16 protein-coding genes are annotated in these 19,955 nt (G+C 73.0%); 8 read left to right on the top strand and 8 right to left on the bottom strand.

Annotated elements, in window-relative coordinates; genetic code table 11:
- Positions 1-4: 4 nt before the first annotated feature.
- Positions 5-586 carry a TetR/AcrR family transcriptional regulator gene (locus ACFYZE_RS07395; protein WP_388989815.1) on the top strand — a complete coding sequence of 194 codons (582 nt, stop codon included), beginning with the start codon at positions 5-7 and terminating at the stop codon, positions 584-586.
- 24 nt (positions 587-610) lie between these two features.
- On the opposite strand, the gene ACFYZE_RS07390 is transcribed toward ACFYZE_RS07395, so the two are convergent.
- The 8 genes from ACFYZE_RS07390 to ACFYZE_RS07355 form a co-directional block, all read right to left on the bottom strand.
- Positions 611-1,381: a TIGR03943 family putative permease subunit gene (locus ACFYZE_RS07390; protein ID WP_388989813.1), complete on the bottom strand. Its 771-nt coding sequence runs from the start codon at positions 1,379-1,381 to the stop codon at positions 611-613.
- Entirely contained in the window at positions 1,378-2,391 is a 1,014-nt protein-coding gene (locus ACFYZE_RS07385) for a permease (RefSeq protein ID WP_388989811.1), read from the bottom strand. The genes ACFYZE_RS07390 and ACFYZE_RS07385 overlap by 4 nt, the downstream gene beginning before the upstream one ends.
- Before the next feature lie 127 nt (positions 2,392-2,518).
- Positions 2,519-4,360, bottom strand: coding sequence for a phosphatidylglycerol lysyltransferase domain-containing protein (locus tag ACFYZE_RS07380; protein ID WP_388989809.1), 1,842 nt, complete (start codon positions 4,358-4,360; stop codon positions 2,519-2,521).
- A 221-nt stretch (positions 4,361-4,581) separates the two neighbouring features.
- A complete protein-coding gene (locus ACFYZE_RS07375) occupies positions 4,582-5,172 on the bottom strand; it encodes a hypothetical protein (RefSeq protein ID WP_388989807.1) in 591 nt (196 codons plus the stop codon).
- Positions 5,173-5,366: 194 nt separating this feature from the next.
- A complete protein-coding gene (locus tag ACFYZE_RS07370) occupies positions 5,367-6,170 on the bottom strand; it encodes a DUF2690 domain-containing protein (RefSeq protein WP_388989806.1) in 804 nt (267 codons plus the stop codon).
- Positions 6,171-6,400: 230 nt separating this feature from the next.
- The gene (locus ACFYZE_RS07365) at positions 6,401-6,901 is read right to left on the bottom strand and encodes an SH3 domain-containing protein (RefSeq protein WP_388989804.1); all 501 of its coding nucleotides are present in this window, start codon (positions 6,899-6,901) and stop codon (positions 6,401-6,403) included.
- Positions 6,902-7,227: 326 nt separating this feature from the next.
- Complete coding sequence (locus ACFYZE_RS07360) at positions 7,228-8,478, bottom strand: serine hydrolase domain-containing protein (protein ID WP_388989802.1); 1,251 nt, start codon at positions 8,476-8,478, stop codon at positions 7,228-7,230.
- A gap of 114 nt (positions 8,479-8,592) precedes the next feature.
- Positions 8,593-9,636 (bottom strand): LacI family DNA-binding transcriptional regulator, encoded by a 1,044-nt coding sequence (locus ACFYZE_RS07355; protein WP_388989800.1) that lies wholly within the window; start codon positions 9,634-9,636, stop codon positions 8,593-8,595.
- 216 nt (positions 9,637-9,852) lie between these two features.
- Between ACFYZE_RS07355 and ACFYZE_RS07350 the strand changes: the two genes are divergently transcribed.
- The 7 genes from ACFYZE_RS07350 to ACFYZE_RS07320 all read left to right on the top strand — a co-directional run bounded on the left by ACFYZE_RS07350 (position 9,853) and on the right by ACFYZE_RS07320 (position 19,854).
- Entirely contained in the window at positions 9,853-10,638 is a 786-nt protein-coding gene (locus tag ACFYZE_RS07350) for a TIM barrel protein (RefSeq protein ID WP_388989798.1), read from the top strand.
- Positions 10,639-10,761: 123 nt separating this feature from the next.
- The gene (locus tag ACFYZE_RS07345) at positions 10,762-11,868 is read left to right on the top strand and encodes a Gfo/Idh/MocA family oxidoreductase (protein WP_388989796.1); all 1,107 of its coding nucleotides are present in this window, start codon (positions 10,762-10,764) and stop codon (positions 11,866-11,868) included.
- An 88-nt stretch (positions 11,869-11,956) separates the two neighbouring features.
- A complete protein-coding gene (locus ACFYZE_RS07340; RefSeq protein WP_388989794.1) occupies positions 11,957-14,827 on the top strand; it encodes a SpoIIE family protein phosphatase in 2,871 nt (956 codons plus the stop codon).
- On the top strand, positions 14,814-16,442 hold the full coding sequence (locus ACFYZE_RS07335; RefSeq protein WP_388990561.1) for a sugar ABC transporter ATP-binding protein: 1,629 nt from the start codon (positions 14,814-14,816) through the stop codon (positions 16,440-16,442). Before ACFYZE_RS07340 ends, ACFYZE_RS07335 begins: the two co-directional genes overlap by 14 nt.
- Positions 16,439-17,518, top strand: coding sequence for an ABC transporter permease (locus tag ACFYZE_RS07330; protein ID WP_388989792.1), 1,080 nt, complete (start codon positions 16,439-16,441; stop codon positions 17,516-17,518). The genes ACFYZE_RS07335 and ACFYZE_RS07330 overlap by 4 nt, the downstream gene beginning before the upstream one ends.
- 52 nt (positions 17,519-17,570) lie before the next feature.
- The gene (locus ACFYZE_RS07325; protein ID WP_388989790.1) at positions 17,571-18,716 is read left to right on the top strand and encodes a substrate-binding domain-containing protein; all 1,146 of its coding nucleotides are present in this window, start codon (positions 17,571-17,573) and stop codon (positions 18,714-18,716) included.
- A gap of 265 nt (positions 18,717-18,981) precedes the next feature.
- A complete protein-coding gene (locus ACFYZE_RS07320; protein ID WP_388989789.1) occupies positions 18,982-19,854 on the top strand; it encodes an endo alpha-1,4 polygalactosaminidase in 873 nt (290 codons plus the stop codon).
- Positions 19,855-19,955 lie beyond the last annotated feature (101 nt).

The following is a 19,955-nucleotide window of genomic DNA, read 5'->3' as shown; positions in this document are numbered from 1 at the left end:
AGCAGTGACGACCCCGCCGTTCCCCGTCAGTGAGATCGTGGCGTCCCAGCGGCCGCACCGTAAGGACGCCGCCCGCAACTACGACGCCCTGATCGCCGCCGCCCGCGAGGCCTTCGCGGAGCACGGCGCGGAGGCGTCCCTTGAGGACATCGCGCGCCGCGCGGGCGTCGGGATCGGCACGCTGTACCGCAACTTCCCCACCCGCCGCCATCTCTTCGAGAGCGTCTACGCGGGCGAGGTGAACGACCTGTGCCGGGTGGCGCGGGAGGTCGAGGACCGTGAGCCGTGGGAGGCGCTCACCTCGTGGCTGCGCCGGTTCGTGGACTACACGGTGACCAAGCGGGCGATCCGCGAGGCGATGGACGACGAGTCGGAGATCTTCCTGGCCTGCCGGGAGTCCATGTACCGGGCGGGCGGCCCGCTCTTCGAGCGCGCGCAGCAGGCCGGCGAGGCGCGCACGGACATGACCTTCGACGACCTGCTGCGGATGGTCGCCGGCATCACGGCGACGAACTTCCTGGACGACGAGCAGCGGGACCGGGTCCTGACCGTGGCCCTGGACGGGGTCCGGGGGTCCGGCGCCTGACGCTGCCCAGGCGCCGGACCGCGCTCAGCTGTTCCAGCTCTCGTCGTACGGGTCGCCGGGTGTCGCGACGGGCTTCGCCTGTATGACGTCGAGGTAGGGGATGATCCCGCCGTTGACGGGGTCCTTGGCGCGCTTCGCCGTGTAGGTGCCGGTGACGTCGAGCCAGGAGTCCGGCTGCAGGACGGGCGGCAGCTTGCCGGTCAGGCCGATCTTGACCGGCTGGGCGTCGGCTGCGCAGCAGTTGAGGGCCATGCGGACCAGGTAGGGCGTCCCTGTGCGGTCCAGGGCGACGAACCCGGTGATCTCCACCTTCCGGCCGCCGAGGGAGCGTCCGTGGTCGTACGCCGCGCGGCCCGCGTAGTCCACCAGGCCGAGCCTCACCGGGTCACCGGACGGCAGGGCCGGATAGGCCAGGGGCTGCTGGAGGGCCGTACCCGAGCGCAGGGCGCTGTAGGAGCCGAGCGCGGGCGGGGCGACCAGGATGAGCGCGAACAGCGGGAGCACGAGGAGCCAGGAGATCCCCGGCTCCCGGTGGGCGTGGCCATGGCCGTGGCCGTCGGCGGATTCGTCATGCTGGTCGTGTGCCTCGCCGCCCGGGTGCTTGCGGGCCGCCCGCGCGCGGCGCAACTCGTACCAGAAGGTGGCGCCCGCCGCCGCGATCAGGACGGCGCCGGCCGCGAGCAGCAGCGGCTGCAGGCCCGCCTTGACGTAGCGCAGGTACAGGCTGGTGGTCCCGGCGTGCAGCAGTGCCCCGCCGACCAGGAACAGGACGGCCGCTTGCGCCTGACGGTTCACAGCAGCACCGCCCCGGTCAGTACCGACACCAGGACCGCAAGCGCGAAGGTGGCGGGCGCGAACCGCAGCGCGAAGGAGCGGCCGAAGGTGCCGGCCTGCATCGCGAACAGCTTCAGGTCGATCATCGGCCCGACCACCAGGAACGCCAGCCGCGCGGTCAGCGAGAACTGCGACAGCGAGGCCGCCACGAACGCGTCCGCCTCGGAGCAGATCGACAGCAGCACCGCGAGCACGGAGAGCGCGAGGACCGCCACCACCGGGTTGCCGGCCGCCGTCCGCAGCCAGCTCGCCGGTGCCACGGCCTTGAGGGTCGCCGCGGCCATGGCGCCGACGACCAGGAAGCCCCCGGCGTGCATCACGTCGTGCCGTACGGACCCCCAGAACGCGGCCCCCTTGCTCTGCCCTTCGTACGACGCCCGGGCCGGCGGCCGCAGCCAGTCGGAGCGGCCGAGGCGCTGCCAGAGCCAGCCCATCGCGCACGCAACGAGCAGGCTCGCCAGGAACCGGGCCAGGACCATCTCGGGGTCACGGGGGAAGGCCACGGCGGTGGCGGTCAGCACGATCGGGTTGATCGCGGGCGCGGACAGCAGGAACGCCAGCGCCGCCGCGGGCGTCACCCCCCGGCGTACCAGCGCCCCGGCGACCGGCACCGAGGCGCATTCGCAGCCGGGCAGGACCGCCCCGGCCACCCCGGCGACGGGCACCGCGAGGGCGGGCCGCTTCGGCAGCGCGCGGGCGAAGAACGACGGCGGGACGAACACGGCGAGCGCCGCGGACAGCAGCACGCCGAGGACGAGGAACGGCAGCGCCTGGACGACCACCGCGAGGAACACGGTCATCCAGCTCTGCATCACCGGCGCGCCCAGCGCCCGGCGGATCGGGCCCTGACCGACGACCAGCACGAGCAGCAGCAGGGTCAGGCCCAGGGAGGAGTTGAACTGCCAGCCCTGCGAAGGCTCCTCGTCGTGGCCCCGGTCGACCGGGGCCGGGGGTGCTTTGACGACGGTCACGGGCGGGGTACCTCCGGAAAGGGGCGGGCGGCGCTGGGGGGGGTTTCCCCCTCCCCACTCATACGAAGTCCCGGGCGCGGTGTCTCACCGCGGACCCGGGACTTTGCCGCTCAATGACCTTCCGCCGTCACCGGCCGCTGCCGTACGCCGGTTTCGGCTGTCCCCCGGCGGCCGGGGCGTGCCGGCGGCGGAAGAGGGCCGGCAGGCTCGGTACGGTCAGGAACCCCTCGGCCCGTGCGCTGGCGATACCGATCCGGGGTATGTCGCGGGTGTTCTCGAACAGCAGGAAGCGGGGCTCCCAGACCGGCCGGTACTTGGCGTTGGCCCGGTACAGGGACTCGATCTGCCACCAGCGGGAGAAGAACGTCAGCACCGAGCGCCACAGCCGCAGGACGGGTCCGGCGCCGAGGCGGGAGCCGCGTTCGAAGACCGCGCGGAACATGGCGAAGTTGAGCGACACCCGCTCGATGCCGAGGTCGCGGGCGCGCAGCAGCAGCTCGATGACCATGAACTCCATCAGGCCGTTCTCGCAGTCGCGGTCGCGGCGCATCAGGTCGAGGGAGAGGCCCCGCTCGCCCCAGGGGACGAAGCTGAGCAGGGCGCGCGGCTCGCCCTCGCTGTCGCGGCACTCCAGCATCATGCAGCAGCCGTCGGCGGGGTCGCCGAGGCGGCCGAGGGCCATGGAGAAGCCGCGCTCGGTGGCGCCGTCGCGCCAGTGGTCGGCCTTCTCGATCAGCTCGGCCATCTCGGACTCGGGAATGTCCCTGTGGCGGCGGATGGTCACGGTGTATCCGGCGCGCCGTACCCGGTTGTGCGCCTGCCGCACGACCCGCATCGCGCGTCCCTCGAGGCTGAAGTCGGCGACCTCCACGATCGCCTCGTCGCCCAGTTCGAGGGCGTCCAGTCCGTGCCGGGCGTAGATCGTGCCGGCCTCTTCACTCGCGCCCATGACGGCGGGCGTCCAGGCGTGCCTACGGGCCTCCTCCAGCCACTCCTCGATGGCGCCGGGCCAGGCCTCCGGGTCGCCGATCGGGTCGCCGGAGGCGAGGGTGACGCCGCCGATCACCCGGTAGGCGATGGCGGCCTTGCCGCTCGGGGACCAGATCACGGCCTTGTCGCGGCGCAGCGCGAAGTAGCCGAGGGAGTCCCGCTCGCCCTGCTTGGCGAGCAGTTCGCGCAGCCGTCGCTCGTCTTCCTCGCCGAGGAGCTCGCGGCCGCGGGGTGCGCGGAAGCAGGCGTACAGGACGAGGAGGAAGGTCGCCGCCGTCAGGACGTTGATGGTGATGTCCACCCAGCGGGGGGCGTGCACGTGCTCGATGTGGTCGGCGAGCGGGCCGACGCTGACGCCGCGCAGCAGCGCGTACACGATCTTGTCCGCGAGGGAGGCCGAGGCCTCGGTGTGCGCCTTGTTGGTGGCGTCCACCAGCAGGGTGCCGATGCCGCCGCTGACGACGATGCCGCAGGCGGCGACGATCAGCGCGAGCTTGGGGTTGGAGCGGTCGCCCACGGCCCGGAACTCCTTGCGGCCCAGCAGCAGCGCGGCCACGAACAGACCGGTGAGCAGGGCGGAGATCCAGTTGAAGACGTGCCGGTTGTACTGGTGCTGGGTCAGAGCGGCCGCGTAGAGCACGAGCAGCGGGCCGGCGAGCAGGATGTTGGCGATCCAGGCCGCGCGCTTGCGGCGCCGCATGACCATGGCCAGGAACAGGGCCAGGGCCGCCGAGACCAGTCCGGCGGTGGCCAGGTAGGGGGTGAAGAACTGACCGCCGTTGTGCTCGTGCACTTCCTCACGGAAGGGCAGCGAGACGACGGCCACGATGTTCAGCAGGGCCATCAGCCGCAGGTACCAGACCGTGGCGACGGCCGCCCCGGGGCCCAGGCGCGCGGGCAGGGACGGGCCCTCCCCCGCCGCGCCCTGCGGGCGCCGGGCGCGTTGCTGGACGATCTCTGCTTGCTGCTGTGGGGGCACCGCGATGACTCACCTTGACGAGTAAGAGGCCGGAGCGACCGGCATGGACGGAAACACTCACATCGACCCTACATTTCGTAGGGGTAACGGTGGCTTTTCCTAGGGTAGGAGTCCGGCAAGGACGATCCCGTTCCCGCGAACCCGTGAGGGGGGGCGCGGGACGGCCGCCGGGGGCGACAGGTTCACCCGAACGGGAACCCCCTGGAAGTCTACGGGTCTGGCTATGGGGCTCTCTCCTCCGTGTGCTCGAGCCCGGCGCGTTCGAGGTCCGCGTGTTCGAGCAGGAACGGCATGATCGCCCGCTCCAGCAGGGCGCGCTCCCAGGCCTCGCGGGCCCGGCGCACCCGGGGATCGCGGTCTGCGGGGTGGTCGCCGTCGTCGCGGCGGGTCCGGGCGCGGGCCGCCAGGAGCCAGGCGAGGTCCCCGAGGGCCGCTCCCGCCGTCACGACGGCGGCGATCACCCCGGACATCACGAGCCCGTCGCCGATGTGCGGGCGCACGGCGAAGGCCCGCAGTCCGAAGCCGCACAGCAGGAACACTCCCGTGGCCGCGGCGCCGAGGCTCGGCACCAGGACCGCGAGCGCTGGCAGCAGTCTTCTTTGCATACGATCGTCGCCGTCCCCCGCCGGCCTGTCGCAGTCGACGGCCGCGGCCCGCAGCGCGAGGTAGTGGTGGTACTCGTCGGCGGCGATCCCGGCGAGGCGGTCGCGCGCCTCCAGTGCCCGCACACGCAGCTGCTCGCGCACCGGTCCCGCCCCGGTGGCGCCGATCGCCGCCGCGATCACCGGATGGCCGAGAGCCCGGTCCACCATCCGTTCGAAGATCGGGCCGCCCGCTGGTGACGGCTCCTCGGACTCCCGCACAGATCCCCCGATCGGCGCACAACGGGCCGGCCGATACCGACCGGCGGACGGACGAGCCAAACCCTACAACATGTAGGACCTCCGGCAGGGACAGAGCGTGGAGACCGCACATTCCCGGGGCGGGGACCGACTCGGGCATACGGTCAGTGCTCCTCGGCGGGCTCGGCGTCCAGGCCGGTGCACGCCAGCTTGCCGTCCACCTTGGCGCACGCCTCCACGTCGTCGGGCGACGTCACGGCGAGCATGGGGCTCGCCGAGCCGCCGGAACCGTCTCCCGGATACGCCGCGGAGAGCATGTCCCGCCCCTTGCGGACGGAGATGACGCGGGCGTCGGAGGCGTCCGCGTCGACCTCGGCCCAGGCGGTGCCGCAGCTCGGGGAGTACTGGAGGCGTACCGCATAGGAGGCGTCGCGGACCTTGCTCTTGGTCTGCGCGTCCCGGTCGCAGGCGGACACGTCGGGCAACCGCCCCTGACAGGCGTCGCCCCGGCACCGGGGCGAGGCTGCCGCGAGCCGTCCGCCCGGCGCACCGGAGCGGTCGGAGGCGAGGAGGGCGACGGCCACCGCGGTGACCGCGACGATCAGGGCGACCGCCGACAGCGGCAGCCGGCGCGGCCGGGCGGTCCGCGGCGGGGGGCCGTCGTGCGGCGGCGTGTCCGCGGGCGGCGGGCGGTCGGCCGCCTCCCACAGGGTCAGCACGGGAGCGGAGTCGGCGCCGGCGAGTGCGGCGAGCGCCTCGACCGCCGAACGAGGGGGCCGTTGGGCGCCGGTGAGATAGCGGTGCCAGGCGGACTTGCTGTACGGGGTGCGCGCGGCGAGGGCCGCGAGGCTGAGACCGGTGCGCTCCTTCAGGTCGCGCAGCGTGGTCACGAACGCCTCGTCCGTCTGTGGGGGCGCTGCGGCCGAGGTGCCGCAGGGCGCCGCCGTCCGTGCCGCGCCGGCCTTCACGGTCTGGATCCTTGGGGCTGTCTCATGACCTGTCCCTCAACACCTAATCCTATTTGGGTGGTTCGCCCTTGTTGTCGAGATGTGTTCCCGGGGGCTCGGTGCCGCCACACATCGGGACCGGTATGAGAAATGGGCGACTTGAGTCGCCGGGACGGAGCACACCGACGGCCTGCCCGGTCACATGCGTGAGCCGGGCAGGCCGTCCCTTGGAGGGGAGAGCGGTCGCGGTGTCAGCACCAGGGCAGTGCGCCCCGCGTGCGGACGTAGTGGGCGGAGACGTAGCCCCGGTTGCCCGAGAGCTTGTACCAGCGCCGGTCGCCGAAGACGTACGAGCCGTTCTTCTTGCAGACCAGTACGAGGCGGCCGTTGACGTGCGCGTGGCCGACGACGCGGTAGCGGAAGCCGGGACCGGAGCGGACGTTCAGTCTGACGTGGCGCGTGGCGACGTGTCCCACGAGGCGGACGGGGCGCCGGTGGTGGACCACGCGGGTGACATGCCGGGTGTGGCGGGCGGGGTGGGAGCAGCGTGTGGAGCGGTGCGCGCGGTGCCGGGCCGCGATGTGCCGGGCCGGGGCGGGGAGCAGGATGTGCGGGCGGTGCGGAACCGTCCGCACGACCGGTGCCGGGGTGGGCCGGCCGCCGTCGGCGGCGACGGCGGCGGCGGCCGTGGGCACCAGCGCGAACATCGCGACCGCGGCCACCAGGCCGCTCTGCAGTGTCCGGCGAATCATGGGAACCTCCGTGCTGACGATGCCGATCACGGTCTGCGTGATCTCATGTCGCCCAGCGTTTCCGTGCCGACGGCCGGGGATTCCGTCCCGTTGTGCCAGGGATACGGGAAACGTCCCGTGGGACGACCGGCGACGGCGAGCCACCGGAGCGCGGGCCGCACACGACGGCGCACGGCAGGTCGCGGGGGTCTGCGCGGCGCAGGCGCGGCGACGCACAGACGTTCGGGACTGCGGACGTGAGATGTGCGGACGTGCGGACGGGTCCCGCCCCGCGCACGGGGCGCGACGGTCGTCGAACTACCGGGTTGGGACCAAGGTCGCCGTCCTCACCTGCCTGCCGGTTGGGCGGGCAGGCCGAAGACGTGCCCGGGCGTGACGAGCTTCGTGATCGCTTCGCCGAAGAGCGTGCTGGGTTCCTGGCCGGCATGGCCGATGTCGGTGTTCAGCAGCACCACGAGGGTCGTCCGCGCCGACGGGAGGTGGACGGTGAGGGACTGGTAGCCCGGCAGTGAACCGTTGTGCCCGATCCAGCCGTGGACATCGAAGACGCCCAGGCCGTATCCGGCACCCGGGACGGGGGTCGGGGGTGCGGTGAGCCGTTGTCTCTGCAGGGCCGGGCTGATCAGGGTGCCGCCGCCCGGGAGCATGCCGGTGGCCACCGTCCGCGCCCACACCCGCAGGTCCCGCAGATCGGAGATCATCGCGCCGGCCGCCCATGCCCAGGAGGGGTTCCAGTCGGTGGCGTCCTCGACCTTCCCGCTCGCGGTCTGGTCCGTGTACCCCCGCGCGTGCGGGATCGGAAAGCCGGCGTCGAGCGGGAACAGCGTGTGGTGGAGGCCGGCCGGTCCTAGGACGTTCCTCCGGATGAAGTCCGCGAGCGGCTGGCCGCCGGCCTTCTCGACGACCAGGCCCAGCAGGACGGTGTTGGTGTTGGAGTAGTCGAACTTCTGCCCGGGCGGAAACAGCACAGGATGCCTGAAGGCGTAGTCGAGCAACTGCCGTGGCGTGAAGGCCCGTCGCGGATCGGACGTCAGCGCCTTGAAGAAGTCCGGGTCCTGCGAGTAGTTGAACAACCCGCTGCGCATGCCGGCCAGTTGGCGCAGGGTGATCCTGTCGCCGTTCGGTACGCCGCCGACGTACTTCCCGATCGGGTCGTCCAGGCCCACCCTGCCCCGGTCGACCAGCTGGAGCAGCGCGGTCACGGTGAACGTCTTGGTCTCGCTGCCGATCCGCAGGTAAAGGTCCGGCGACATCCGCCGCCCGCTGCTCTGGTCGGCGACGCCGAACGACCGGACGTAGCTGCCCTGGTGGGGTGTCCACAGCCCCACGGTCACGCCGGGCACGTGCGCCTCCCGCATGACCCGCCGAACGGCCGCGTCGAGTTGCCGCGTCACGGCGGGGGTGAGGTCTCGGACCTCACCCGAGGCCGACGGCGTGGGCGGTCCGGCGGCGGTGACGCCCGTGACAGGCGACCGGGCCGCTCCGAACGCGGTACCGCCCGCGGCCGGCACGACGAGCATCCCCGCCGCCACGGCGGCCACGGCCCCCCTGCGCCATCGCGTACACGCACGTGTCATGGGCTGACTCCCACCGAGCCGCAGGTCCCGAGGTTCCGCGGGCCAGCCTAGGGGCGTCCGCCCGCTGCCGCCCGCCGGCGTGGCGCGAGCGCGCTGGTGCGCGCAGGGCGGCCGTCAGTGCTCTCGGAGCGCCGCCGTGGTGCCCCGGACGACCAGGCGCGGGGCGATGACGGCCTCTTTGCCCGGGGCCGTTTCGCTGTCCGTCTCCCCTTCCAGCCGGGCGATGGTGCGGCCGACGGCGAGTTCGGCCAGGCGGGGGATGTCCTGGGCCACGGTGGTGAGGTCGATGTGGGCGAGGCGGGCCAGGCGGGTGTCGTCGAAGCCGACCACGGACACCTCGTCGGGGACGCCGACACCGGCCCGCAGGAAGGCGTCGAGGACACCCATGGCGCAACGGTCGTTGAAGGCCAGCACCGCGGTCGGCCGGGGCGCTTCGGCGAGCAGGGCGCGTGCGGCCCGGGCGCCGGCCTCCTCGGTGAGCCCGCCGGTCAGCAGGCGTACGTGGTCCTGGAGGCCGTGGCGGTTCATCGCGGTGCGGTAGCCGCGGCGGCGGTCGGCGGCACCGGGCGCCCGGCCGCCGTCGATGTGCACGATGGCGCGGTGGCCCAGCGCGACCAGGTGGTCGACGGCCTGGCGGGCGCCCTCGTCGTCGGCGGTGCGCACGACGTCGACGCCGGGCGGGGCCGACCGCAGCCGACGGGCCACCGAGACCACGGGGACCTGGGTCGCGAGGTCCGCCAGCCGGGCGACGGGCATCTCGGGGCCGAGCAGGACCAGGGCTTCGCACCGGTCGGCGAGCAGCGCCTCCACCGCCTGCCGCTCGCCGCGGGAGGGCGCGACCGCGCTGAGGGCCACCTGGTAGCCGGCGGGCTCCGCGGCGGCGTAGATGCCCTCCACCAGGTCGGTGTGGAACGGCTCGCGCAGCCCGAACTGCACGCCGAGCAGGCGCGAACGGCTGCTGCGCAGCAAGCGGGCCCGGGTGTCGGGCCGATAGCCGATCTCCTCGGCGGCCCTGAGCACGCGTTCGCGGGTGGCGGCGCCTGCGCCCTTGGCCCCGCGCATGACGATGGAGACCAGGGCGACGGACACGCCCGCCCGTGCCGCGACGTCGGCGAGGGTCGGCCGTTTTCCCTCCCCGGCCGCGGGGGTCGTCGGCACGGCTTCCCTCCCTGTTCGAGCCGGTCCCGGTGTGCTTCCCGGCCGGAATCGTAGCCGGTCCGAGGGTACTGCAACGTTCTAGTCCAGTGGGGGTGCGAGCGCTTGACAGGAGGGGACGGCGACTGGCCTACTGCTGCCGACCTCACTAGAACGTTCTAGTAACTCGAACGTTCTGGTTCCGAGCGGCCACGAAAGCGTGAAAGAAGGCGTGCAGCCATGTACACACTGGCGGTCTGTGCCGAGATGGTCTTCCGGGAACTGCCGATCCACGAGCGTGCGCGGCGCATTCACTCCGCCGGCTTCCAGGTCGAGATCTGGGACTGGACCCGGCACGACCTCGACGCGCTCGCGCGTACCCCGGCCACGTTCTCGTCCATGACCGGGTACATCCGCGGCAGCCTCACCGACGAGGCGGGCGCCGCCGAACTGCTGCGCACCGCCGAGGAGTCGGTCAGGGCGGCCGAGCACCTGGGGTGCCCCCGGCTGAACCTGCACGGCACCGGGCTGGACGCCGAGGGCCTGCCGGTGGTGCCGGTGACCGGCGCGGCCACCGGCCCGATGTGGATCGCGGCCCACCGCACCCTGACCCGCCTGGCCGAGCTGGGCGAGAGCGCCGGGGTCACCTTCACCCTGGAGAACCTGAACACGGCGGTCGACCACCCGGGCGTACCGTTCGCGACAGCCGCCGACACCCTCGCCCTGGTCGCGGCCGTGGACCGCCCCGGCCTGCGGATGAACCTGGACCTGTACCACGCCCAGATCGGCGAGGGGAACCTCATCGGACTCCTCCGCGAGGCGCACGGGCTTGGCCTGATCGGCGAGATCCAGGTGGCGGACGTGCCCGGCCGCCGGGAGCCCGGCACCGGCGAGATCAACTACCCGGCCGTCGCCCGCGCCCTGGCGGACCTCGGCTACGACGGCACGGTCGCCCTGGAGGCCTGGGCCTCCGACGACGACGGCGACCGCGCCCTGGAGCGCTTCCGCTCCGCGTTCACCCTCTGAGCAAGGGCCACACGCGGAGGCACGGCCCCCGCGAAGGCAGCACCCGTCCGCGAACGCAACCACCCGCGAACGCAACGGCCGTCCACACACGCAACAGGCACCCGCGACCGTACGGAGAACCCGATGACCACCCACCAGCCCCTCGCCATCGCCCTCGTCGGCGCCGGACGTATGGGCTCCTTCCATGCCGAGACCCTCGCCCACCGGCTGCCCGGCGTCCGCCTCGCCGCCGTCGCCGACCCGGCCCCGGGCGCGGCACGGCGCCTGGCCGACCGGCTCGGCTGCCCCACCGCACACACCGAGATCGGTGAGCTGCTCGCGGACCCGGCGGTCGACGCGGTGGTGATCGCCACCCCGGCCCGCACCCACGCCGGTCTGGTCGAGGCCGCGGCGCGCGCGGGCAAGGCGGTGTACTGCGAGAAGCCGATGGCGGTCACGCTCGCGGAGGCCGACCGTGCCGTCGCGGCCGCCGCCGAGGCTGGCACAGTGCTCCAGGTGGGCTTCAACCGCCGCTACGACCCCGGCTTCCGCGCCGCCCACGAGAAGATCGCCGCGGGCGCCATCGGCACCCCGCAGCTGCTGCGCTCGCTCACCCGCGACCCGAAGCTGGCCGATCCGGCGCGTATCCCGCCGTGGACGATCTTCCTCGAGACCCTCATCCACGACTTCGACACCCTGCGGTTCCTCAACCCGGGCGCCGAGCCCGTGGAGGTGTTCGCGTGGGCCGACGCCCTGATCCGTCCCGACTTCAAGGACCGCGGCCTGCTGGACACGGCCATGGTCACGATCCGCTTCGGCGACGGCGCCCTCGCCACCGCGGAGGCGAGTTTCCAGGCCGTCTACGGCTACGACGTGCGCGGCGAGGTCCTCGGCTCCGCGGGCATGCTGACGACGGGCGACCTTCGCCGCACCCACCTGACGGCGTACGGACCGGACGGCATCGCCGCCGAGTGCGTGGCCTACGACCAGGACCTCTTCCACGACGCGTACATCGCGGAGCTGGCCGACTTCGCCGACAGTGTCCGCACCGCCGGCACCCCGTCGGTCACGGGCGAGGACGCCCGCGCGGCCCTGGTGATCGCGCTCGCGGCCATACGGTCGGTGGAGACGGGAGGGCCCGTACGCATCTCGGACATCGAGGGTGATGCCGACGCGGGCATCAAGGGGCGGACCGATCTCCCGGACGGCGAAATGATGGGAATGAGCAATTCGTCTCTTTCGCCAATATAAGTTCTAAAATTACGTACGGCATCCAACCGTTCCCCCAACGAGAGCGGCGGAGCAGCCCAGCGGCGAGCCGGCGAGGGGAGTGATGCACATGGTCGTGGACAACGGCATCGACCTCGCCCAGGTTCGCGAGCGGTTCCTGCAGGGCGGGACCGTGGACAGCTGCGTACGGAGCATGATCCGCAACTCCTGGCAGCGCTCCGTGCTGCTGGGCCTCTCCCCCGATCAGGCCGAGCTTCCCTACCGGCCGGACGTCGACACGGACGTACGGCTCGTCCGTGCGGCCGACCCGGTGCTCGACTGGCTGCAGAACCGGTTCGCCGGCAGCCGGGTGAACATCGGGCTTGCCGACGGGGAGGGAACGGTGCTCGCGCGCCGCTTCGGGCAACCGTCGCTGGCGCGCAGGCTGCCGCCGTTCCAGGTCGTCCCCGGGTTCGTGTTCGCCGAGCACGTCGCAGGCACGAACGGCATCGGCCTCGCCCTGGCGGAGCGGCGGCTGTGCCGACTGTACGGCGCGGAGCACTTCGCCGAGCGGTCGCAGGGCAACGCCTGTTCGGCCATCCCGATCCGGGATCTGCTCAGCGGACGCATCGAGGGCGTCCTGTCCTTCGGCTGCCCCCGCACCGACGCCGGCCCGGTCATGGACAACCTGATCGTCCAGGCCGCCCACGCGATCGAGCGCCGGCTGCTGGAACAGAGTTCGGCGCGCGAGCGTGACCTGCTCCAGGCATACCTCGATGCCCGGCGCGGCGCCACGGTCGGCGCGCGGCTGCTCGACGCCGCGCGGATCGGCATGGACGAGCCGGCCCTGAGCGAGCTCAACGGGCGCGACCGGATGATCGTCAAGGAGAAGGCCGCGGAGCTGATCTCCGCCGCCCAGCGCGGCGCGGTCGAGGTGGCCCTCTGCGACGGCCGGCGGGTCACCCTGGTGAGCCAGGTGGTGACCGGCCCCGGCGGCACCGAGGGCGTCGCCGTCGAGGCGGTCCTGCACGAGGACGGGCCGCAGCCACTGCTCACCCTGCCCGGCCGCCCCGGCGAACCGCGCGACCTCGCCACGCCGGACACGCCCGTCATTCCGGTGCCCCGGCACCTTCCCGGTGTGCCGCCCGGCCAGGTGACCACGGCTCCGCCCATCACCGTCCGTACGCCCGAGCGGTCCGGCGGCGGCGCACCCGTCCCGACCCCTACCGACGGCCCGCTGGTCCTCGTCGGGGAGCCCGGCGTGGGAAGGTACGCCGTCGCGGCGCGCCGACGTCTGGAGCTGCTGTCCGAGGCGAGCGCCCGTATCGGCACCACCCTGGACGTGCGCCGCACGGCTCTCGAACTGGCCGAGATGGCCGTACCGCGTCTTGCGGACCACGTCGCCATCGACCTGCCCGAGGCGGTCCTGCGCGGCGAGGAGGCGGCCGACCCGCGCACCGGCATGGTGCGCGCGGTGATGCACGGCACCCGTGACGGCCTCCCCTTCTACCCGGTCGGCGAGCGGATCGACCCGCGACCCGCGACGCCGCAGTCCCGGTGCCTGGACCGCGAGCAGGCCGTGCTGGTACCCGATCTGAGGGTCTCCACCGGCTGGCTCTCCCAGGAGCCCGCCCACACCGAACGACTGGTCTCCATGGGCGTCCACTCCCTGATCGCCGTCCCCCTCCTCGCCCGCGGCGTCGTCCTGGGCATCGCCAGCTTCTACCGTTGCGAGTCCCCGTCGCCCTTCGACGACGACGACCGCTCCCTGGCCCAGGAACTCGCCACACGCGCAGCGATCTGCATCGACAACGCCCGCCGCTACACCCGCGAGCACACCATGGTCCTGGCGCTGCAGCGCAGCCTGCTGCCGAACCGGCTGCCGGAGCAGAACGCCCTGGAGATCGCGCACCGCTACCAGCCCGCCGAATGGGAGGTCGGCGGGGACTGGTTCGACGTCATCCCCCTCTCCGGCACCCGGGTCGCGCTGATCGTCGGCGACGTGGTGGGCCACGGCCTGCACGCCGCGGTCACCATGGGCCGGCTGCGCACGGCCGCGCGCAACTACGCCGAACTCGACCTCTGCCCCGACGAGGTGCTCACCCACCTCGACAACCTGGTGGGGCGCTTGGACCGGGACGAGACGGCCTGCGGCACCACCGGCATCATCGGCGCGACCTGCCTGTACGCCGTCTACGACCCCACCTCGCAGCGGGCCACCATGGCGCGCGCGGGCCATCTGCCGCCCGCGCTGGTGCACCCCGACGGCAGCGTGACCTTCCCCGACCTGCCCGCCGGGCCTCCCCTGGGCCTCGGCGGCCTGCCGTTCGAGTCCACCGAGATCCCCCTCCCCGAGGGCAGCGAACTCGTCCTGTACACCGACGGGCTCGTCGAGGACCGCGGGCGGGACCTGGACGCCTCCTTCGAGCTGCTGCGCCGGGTGCTCGCCCACCCGGACCGCGCGCCGGACGACACCTGCCGCGAGATCCTCAGCGCCGTGGCGCCGGAGCACCCCGACGACGACATCGCGCTGCTGGTCGCCCGCACCCACGCGCTGGACCCCGGCCGGGTCGCCGACTGGTCGCTGCCCGCGGACCCGGCCCGCGTCAAGGACGTCCGAGCCGCCGTCGGCCGCCGCCTGGCCGACTGGGGCCTGGACGAGGTGTCGTTCACCGCGGAACTGCTGCTGAGCGAACTGGTCACCAACGCCGTCCGCTACGGCAGCGGTCCCATCCACGTACGCCTGATCCACGACCGCACCCTGATCTGCGAGGTCGCGGACACCAGCAGCACAGCGCCGCACCTGCGCCACGCGGCCACCTACGACGAGGGCGGCCGGGGCCTGTTCCTCGTGGCGCAGCTGGCCCAGTCCTGGGGCACGCGCTACACCGACGAGGGCAAGGTCATCTGGGCGGAGTGCGCCCTTCAGGCGCCGTCCGGCGCTCTGCCGGAGGCGGTGCCGACGGACATGGACTGGGGGGACCTCGCTGGCCTCGCATGACGTCCCGGACTTCGCCGCGAACGACAGCGGTGCGGAGCCCCTGCTGCGCATCCGGGGGCTCGGCAAGCGGTTCGGCGGCACGCTCGCGCTGGACTCGGTCGACCTGGACGTCCACCGGGGCAGCGTCCTCGCACTGCTGGGTCCCAACGGCGCCGGCAAGTCCACCCTCATCAAGGTGCTCGCCCAGGTCCACCGCGCCGACGAGGGAGAGGTGACGGTGGCCGGGCACCCGCTCGGCACGCAGGCCGCCGCGCGTGCCATGTCCTTCATCCATCAGGACCTCGGGCTCGTCGGGTGGATGACCGTCGCGGAGAACATCGCCCTGGGCACCGGTTACCCGCGCCGCCTGGGCCTGATCTCCTTCAGCCGTATGCGGGAGCGGTGCGTGGAGGCCCTGGAGACCGTCGCCGGCCACCCGGCCCCGAGCGCCCGGGTCGCCGACCTCGGCCGGGCCGAGCGTTCACTGGTCGCGATCGCCCGCGCGCTCGCCACCCGGGCCCCGCTGATCGTGCTCGACGAGCCCACGGCGAGCCTGCCCGCGACCGACTGCGCCCGCCTGTTCGACGTACTGCACGCCCTGCGCGACCGCGGCCACGGCGTCGTGTACGTCAGCCACCGGATCGACGAGGTGTACCAGGTCGCCGACCGCTTCGCCGTACTGCGCGACGGCCGCGTCGTCAGCCGGGGCCGCCTCGCGGACCATCCCCCGGCCCGGCTGGTGCACGACATCGTGGGCCATGGCCCGGTGGTGGCCCACCGGCCCGCGACGGCTCCCGCACCCGGACCGGCCGTACAACCGCCCACGACGGCTCCCGCCTCCGGACGGGCCGCCCCCCGGCCCACGACCTCCATCGCTCCTCGACCGATCGTGCTCCGCCTGGAGGACGTCCGCACCGAGACCGCGGGGCCGGTCAGCCTGCGGCTGCGCTCCGGTGAGCTGCTGGGCATGGTCGGACTGACCGGCGCCGGCCACATGGCTCTGGGGCGGGCGCTCGCCGGGTCGGGGACGATCACCGGCGGACGGGTCCTGCTGGACGGCCGTCCCTACCACCCTCGGACGGTCGCCGACGCCGTCGCTGCCGGGGTCGGTTTCGTCACCGACGACCGGCAGGAGGAGGGCTGCCTGCACGACCTCACCGTCCGCGAGAACCTCCTGGCCAACCCCCGGGCGCAAGGCCCGCGCGCGCCCCGCTGGATCGGCCCGCCACGCGAGCGCACCACGGCCCTGTCCCTGCTCGACCGGTACGGGGTGCGCCCCCGCGACACCGAGGCACGTATCGACACCCTGTCCGGCGGCAACCAGCAGAAGGTCATGGTGGGCCGGTGGCTCGGGCTCGGCCGGCGCCTGCTGATCCTCGAGGAGCCGACCGCCGGCATCGACGTCGGCGCCAAGGCGGCGATCCACCGCCTGCTCGATGAGGCGCTGGCCGCCGGGGCGGCGGTGCTGCTGTGCTCCACGGACTTCGAGGAGGTCGCCGACGTGTGTCACCGCGCCCTGGTGTTCGCCCGCGGGACCGTGGCGGCCGAGTTGACCGGCGCGGCCCTCACGGTCCCGGAACTGACCCGCACGGCCTCGGCCATGCCGGGCATCACCGGGACGGCGACGGAGGGATGACCGGCGCCGCCCCGCGGTCCCCACACGGACCGTCCCGCCCGCCACGGTGGCGCCCGCTCCGTGCCCGGGGCCACGTCATCGGCGCGTACGGCCTGCTGTTCCTGACCGCCCTGCTGTTCCTCGTCTTCTCCCTCGCCCTCCCGGGCACGTTCCCGACGCTGGACAACGTCTCCTCCATCCTGTCCAACCAGTCGGTGCCGGCGATCCTCGCGCTCGGGGCGACGGTCCCCATCGCCACCGGCCGGTTCGACCTGTCCATCGGGTACGGCCTCGGCCTCGCCCATGTGATGGTCCTGCAGCTGCTGGTGGCCGGCGGCTGGCCCTGGCCGGCGGCCTGCCTGGCCGTCATCGCCGGCGGCGGTGTCGTCGGCGTCTGCAACGGCCTGCTGGTCGAGTTCGCCCGCATCAACTCCTTCATCGCCACCCTCGGCACGGGCACGGTGATGTACGGGGTCACCGGCTGGATCACCGGCGGCGCACGGATCGTCCCCGGCCCGGCGGGCCTGCCGCCCGCGTTCACCGACCTCTACGACGCCACGTTCCTCGGCCTGCCCCTCCCCGCCTTCTACGTCCTGGCACTGGCCGTTCTGCTCTGGCTGCTGCTGGAGCGTCTGCCGCTCGGCCGGTACCTCTACGTCATCGGCTCCAACCCGCGCGCCGCCGACCTGGTCGGTATCCCCACCCGCCGCTACGGCGTCTACGCCTTCACCGCCTCCGGCCTGGTGGTAGGCCTCGCCGGAGTCCTCCTGGCGGCTCAACAGCAGCTGGGCAACCCGAGCGTGGGCATGGACTACCTGCTCCCGGCCTTCGTCGGCGCGCTCCTCGGCTCGACCGCCATCAGGCCGGGCCGCGCCAACGCCGCGGGAACCCTCGTCGCCGTCGCGGTGCTGGCGATCGGCCTGGCCGGCATCCAGCAGCTCGGCGCGGACTTCTGGGTCACGCCGCTGTTCGACGGTGGCACCCTGCTGCTCGCGGTCGGTCTCGCGGGGTATGCGGCGCGCCGCCGCGCACGCGCGGCCACGGCGGACGGCCGCCCCGCGCCGACGACCGGCGAAGGCCCTCCGAGGAACCCTTGAGGTGGACGAAGACCCTCCGCGGCCCCTTCGCCGTGGCTCACAGCGGGAAAATGTGCACGTGAACCGCACAACCGCCGCCGGGACCGCGGCCCTGGCCGCCGTCGTCGTCCTCGCCGTCGGCTGCGGACACGGCTCGCGGCCGGGCACCGGGACCTCCGCCGAGCCGTCGACGTCCGGCTGCCCGGCTGCGTTCGCCCGGGCGCAGTCGGCCGTACGCCAGGCGGAGCAGCCCCACACCGCCTGGAACGGTCCCACGACCGGCCCCAGAGCGGAACGCGGCCGGACCATCGTCTATGTCGCGCAGACGATGACCAACCCGGGTGTGGCCGGCACGGCGAACGGCGCGCGGGAGGCCGCGAAGGCCATCGGATGGAAGTTCGAGGTGATCGACGGGGGCGGCACACCGGCCGGCATCCAGGCGGCGCTCAGCCAGGCCGTCGCGCTCAAGCCGTCGGGCATCGTGCTGGGCGGCTTCGACCCGAAGTCCACGGCGCAGCAGGTCTCGAGGGCGAACGCGGAGGGCATCCCGCTGATCGGCTGGCACGCGGTCGACAGGCCCGGCCCCAGCGAGAACCCGAAGCTGTTCACGAACATCACCACACGCGTGGGGGACGTCGCGAGGATCACGGCCGACTGGATCATCGCGCACTCCGGCGGCCGGGCGGGCGCCGTCCTGTTCACCGACGACTCGATCCCGTTCGCGAAACACAAGGCGGAATCGATCAGAGAGGAACTGGCCACGTGCGGTGGCGTGCGGCTCCTGTCCTACGAGAACATCCCGCTCCCGGACGCGAGCAGCCGCGTCCCCCAGGAGGTCTCTTCGCTGACCTCCCGCCTGGGCGACCGCTGGACCTGTTCGGCGGCCATCAACGACCTCTACTTCGCCGACGCCGCCCCCGCCCTGCGCGCCGCGGGAAAGAAGGGCTCGGGTCCCCCCTTCAACATCGGCGCGGGAGACGGGGATCCGTCCGCGTTCCAGCGCATCAACAGCGGTGGCTACCAGGCGGCGACGGTCCCGGAACCGCTCACACAACAGGGCTGGCAGATCGTGGACGAGTTCAACCGGGCGTTCGCGAGGTCTCCGGCGAGCGGGTATGTGGCGCCGGTGCATGTGGCCACGGCGCAGAACACCGGAGGGGCCACGTCCTGGGATCCGGTGGGGTATCGGGAGGCCTATCGGGGGATCTGGGGGACGTAGTCGGTGTTCACGGGTCAGTGGGCAAGAGCTCGCGCAGACAGGGGCGGTGGAGCGCGCCGAGAGCAGAAAAGGCACAGGGCCCAGTGATCACGACGCCTTGACTCGGGCCGCCGTCGGACGCTTTGATCATGCGCGTGCCGGGCCGTTGCCCCGGTACCTCAGAGGTGCGCCCGGCCGGTAGCGGACACGGTCCGAGTCCGGCCCGAGTCGCCAGGACCGCGACAGCGTCCGAGGCGGGGTGGTACTCGCGATGGATGGAGCGGACATGTCCGTCATGCGTGTGGCCCGTGTCGGAGCGGCCGCCGCTGTGGTGGCCCTGCTGGCGGTCGCCGGCTGCGGCACCAAGGCCGACACGGAGGACCCTTCGGACGCGAGCCCAGGGCAGATCCCGTCGCAGGCGTCCGCCTCGCAACAGCCCGCTCCCACCACGGTCAGGCTCCCACCGCCGCACGCCGGCTTCGACTACCAGATCGGGGGCGCCTATCCCCCGCCGCGCGGAGTCCGCGTCGTCAGCCGCGACCGTACGGCGTCCCCCGCGCCGGGCCTCTACAACATCTGTTACGTCAACGCCTTCCAGGCCCAGCCCGGTGACGAGAAGACATGGCCCGCCGATCTGCTGCTGCGGGACGACAGCGGCGAGGTGGTCATCGACCAGGACTGGAACGAGGCACTGCTCGACATCGGTACGGCGGCCAAGCGCGCCCGGGTGGCGACGCGGATCAACCAGTGGATCGACGGCTGCGCCGCCAAGGGCTTCGACGCGGTCGAGCCGGACAACTACGACAGCTACACCCGCTCCGGCAACCTGTTGAGCGCGCAGGACGCCACCGCCTTCATCACCCTCCTGTCGGCCCACGCGCACGCCCGCCATCTGGCCATCGGCCAGAAGAACACCCTCGATCTGGCCGGGCAGCGCAAGCGGACCGGCCTCGGCTTCGCGGTGACGGAGGAGTGCGGGCAGTACGACGAGTGCGACGCGTATGCGAAGGCCTTCGACAACCACGTCCTCGACGTCGAGTACACGGACAGCGGCCTGCGCAAAGCCCTCGCGGGCTACGGCGACCGGCTGAGCATCGTGCGCCGGGACCGCGATGTGTCCACGCCGGACAACCCGGGCTATGTGCGCAGGACCAACTGACGTGGGCCGCGCGCACGAATGACCTGCCGGGCCGGCCTCCGGTGAGAAGGCCGGTAACGCTCAGGGCCGTTGCATACGAAAGTTTTGCGCTTTCGAGGGGA

It is taken from the genome of Streptomyces sp. NPDC001796, assembly GCF_042892355.1.
Taxonomy (GTDB): domain Bacteria; phylum Actinomycetota; class Actinomycetes; order Streptomycetales; family Streptomycetaceae; genus Streptomyces.
Note: the sequence above shows the minus strand (reverse complement) of the source record. Positions and strands in the feature narration are given on the sequence as shown.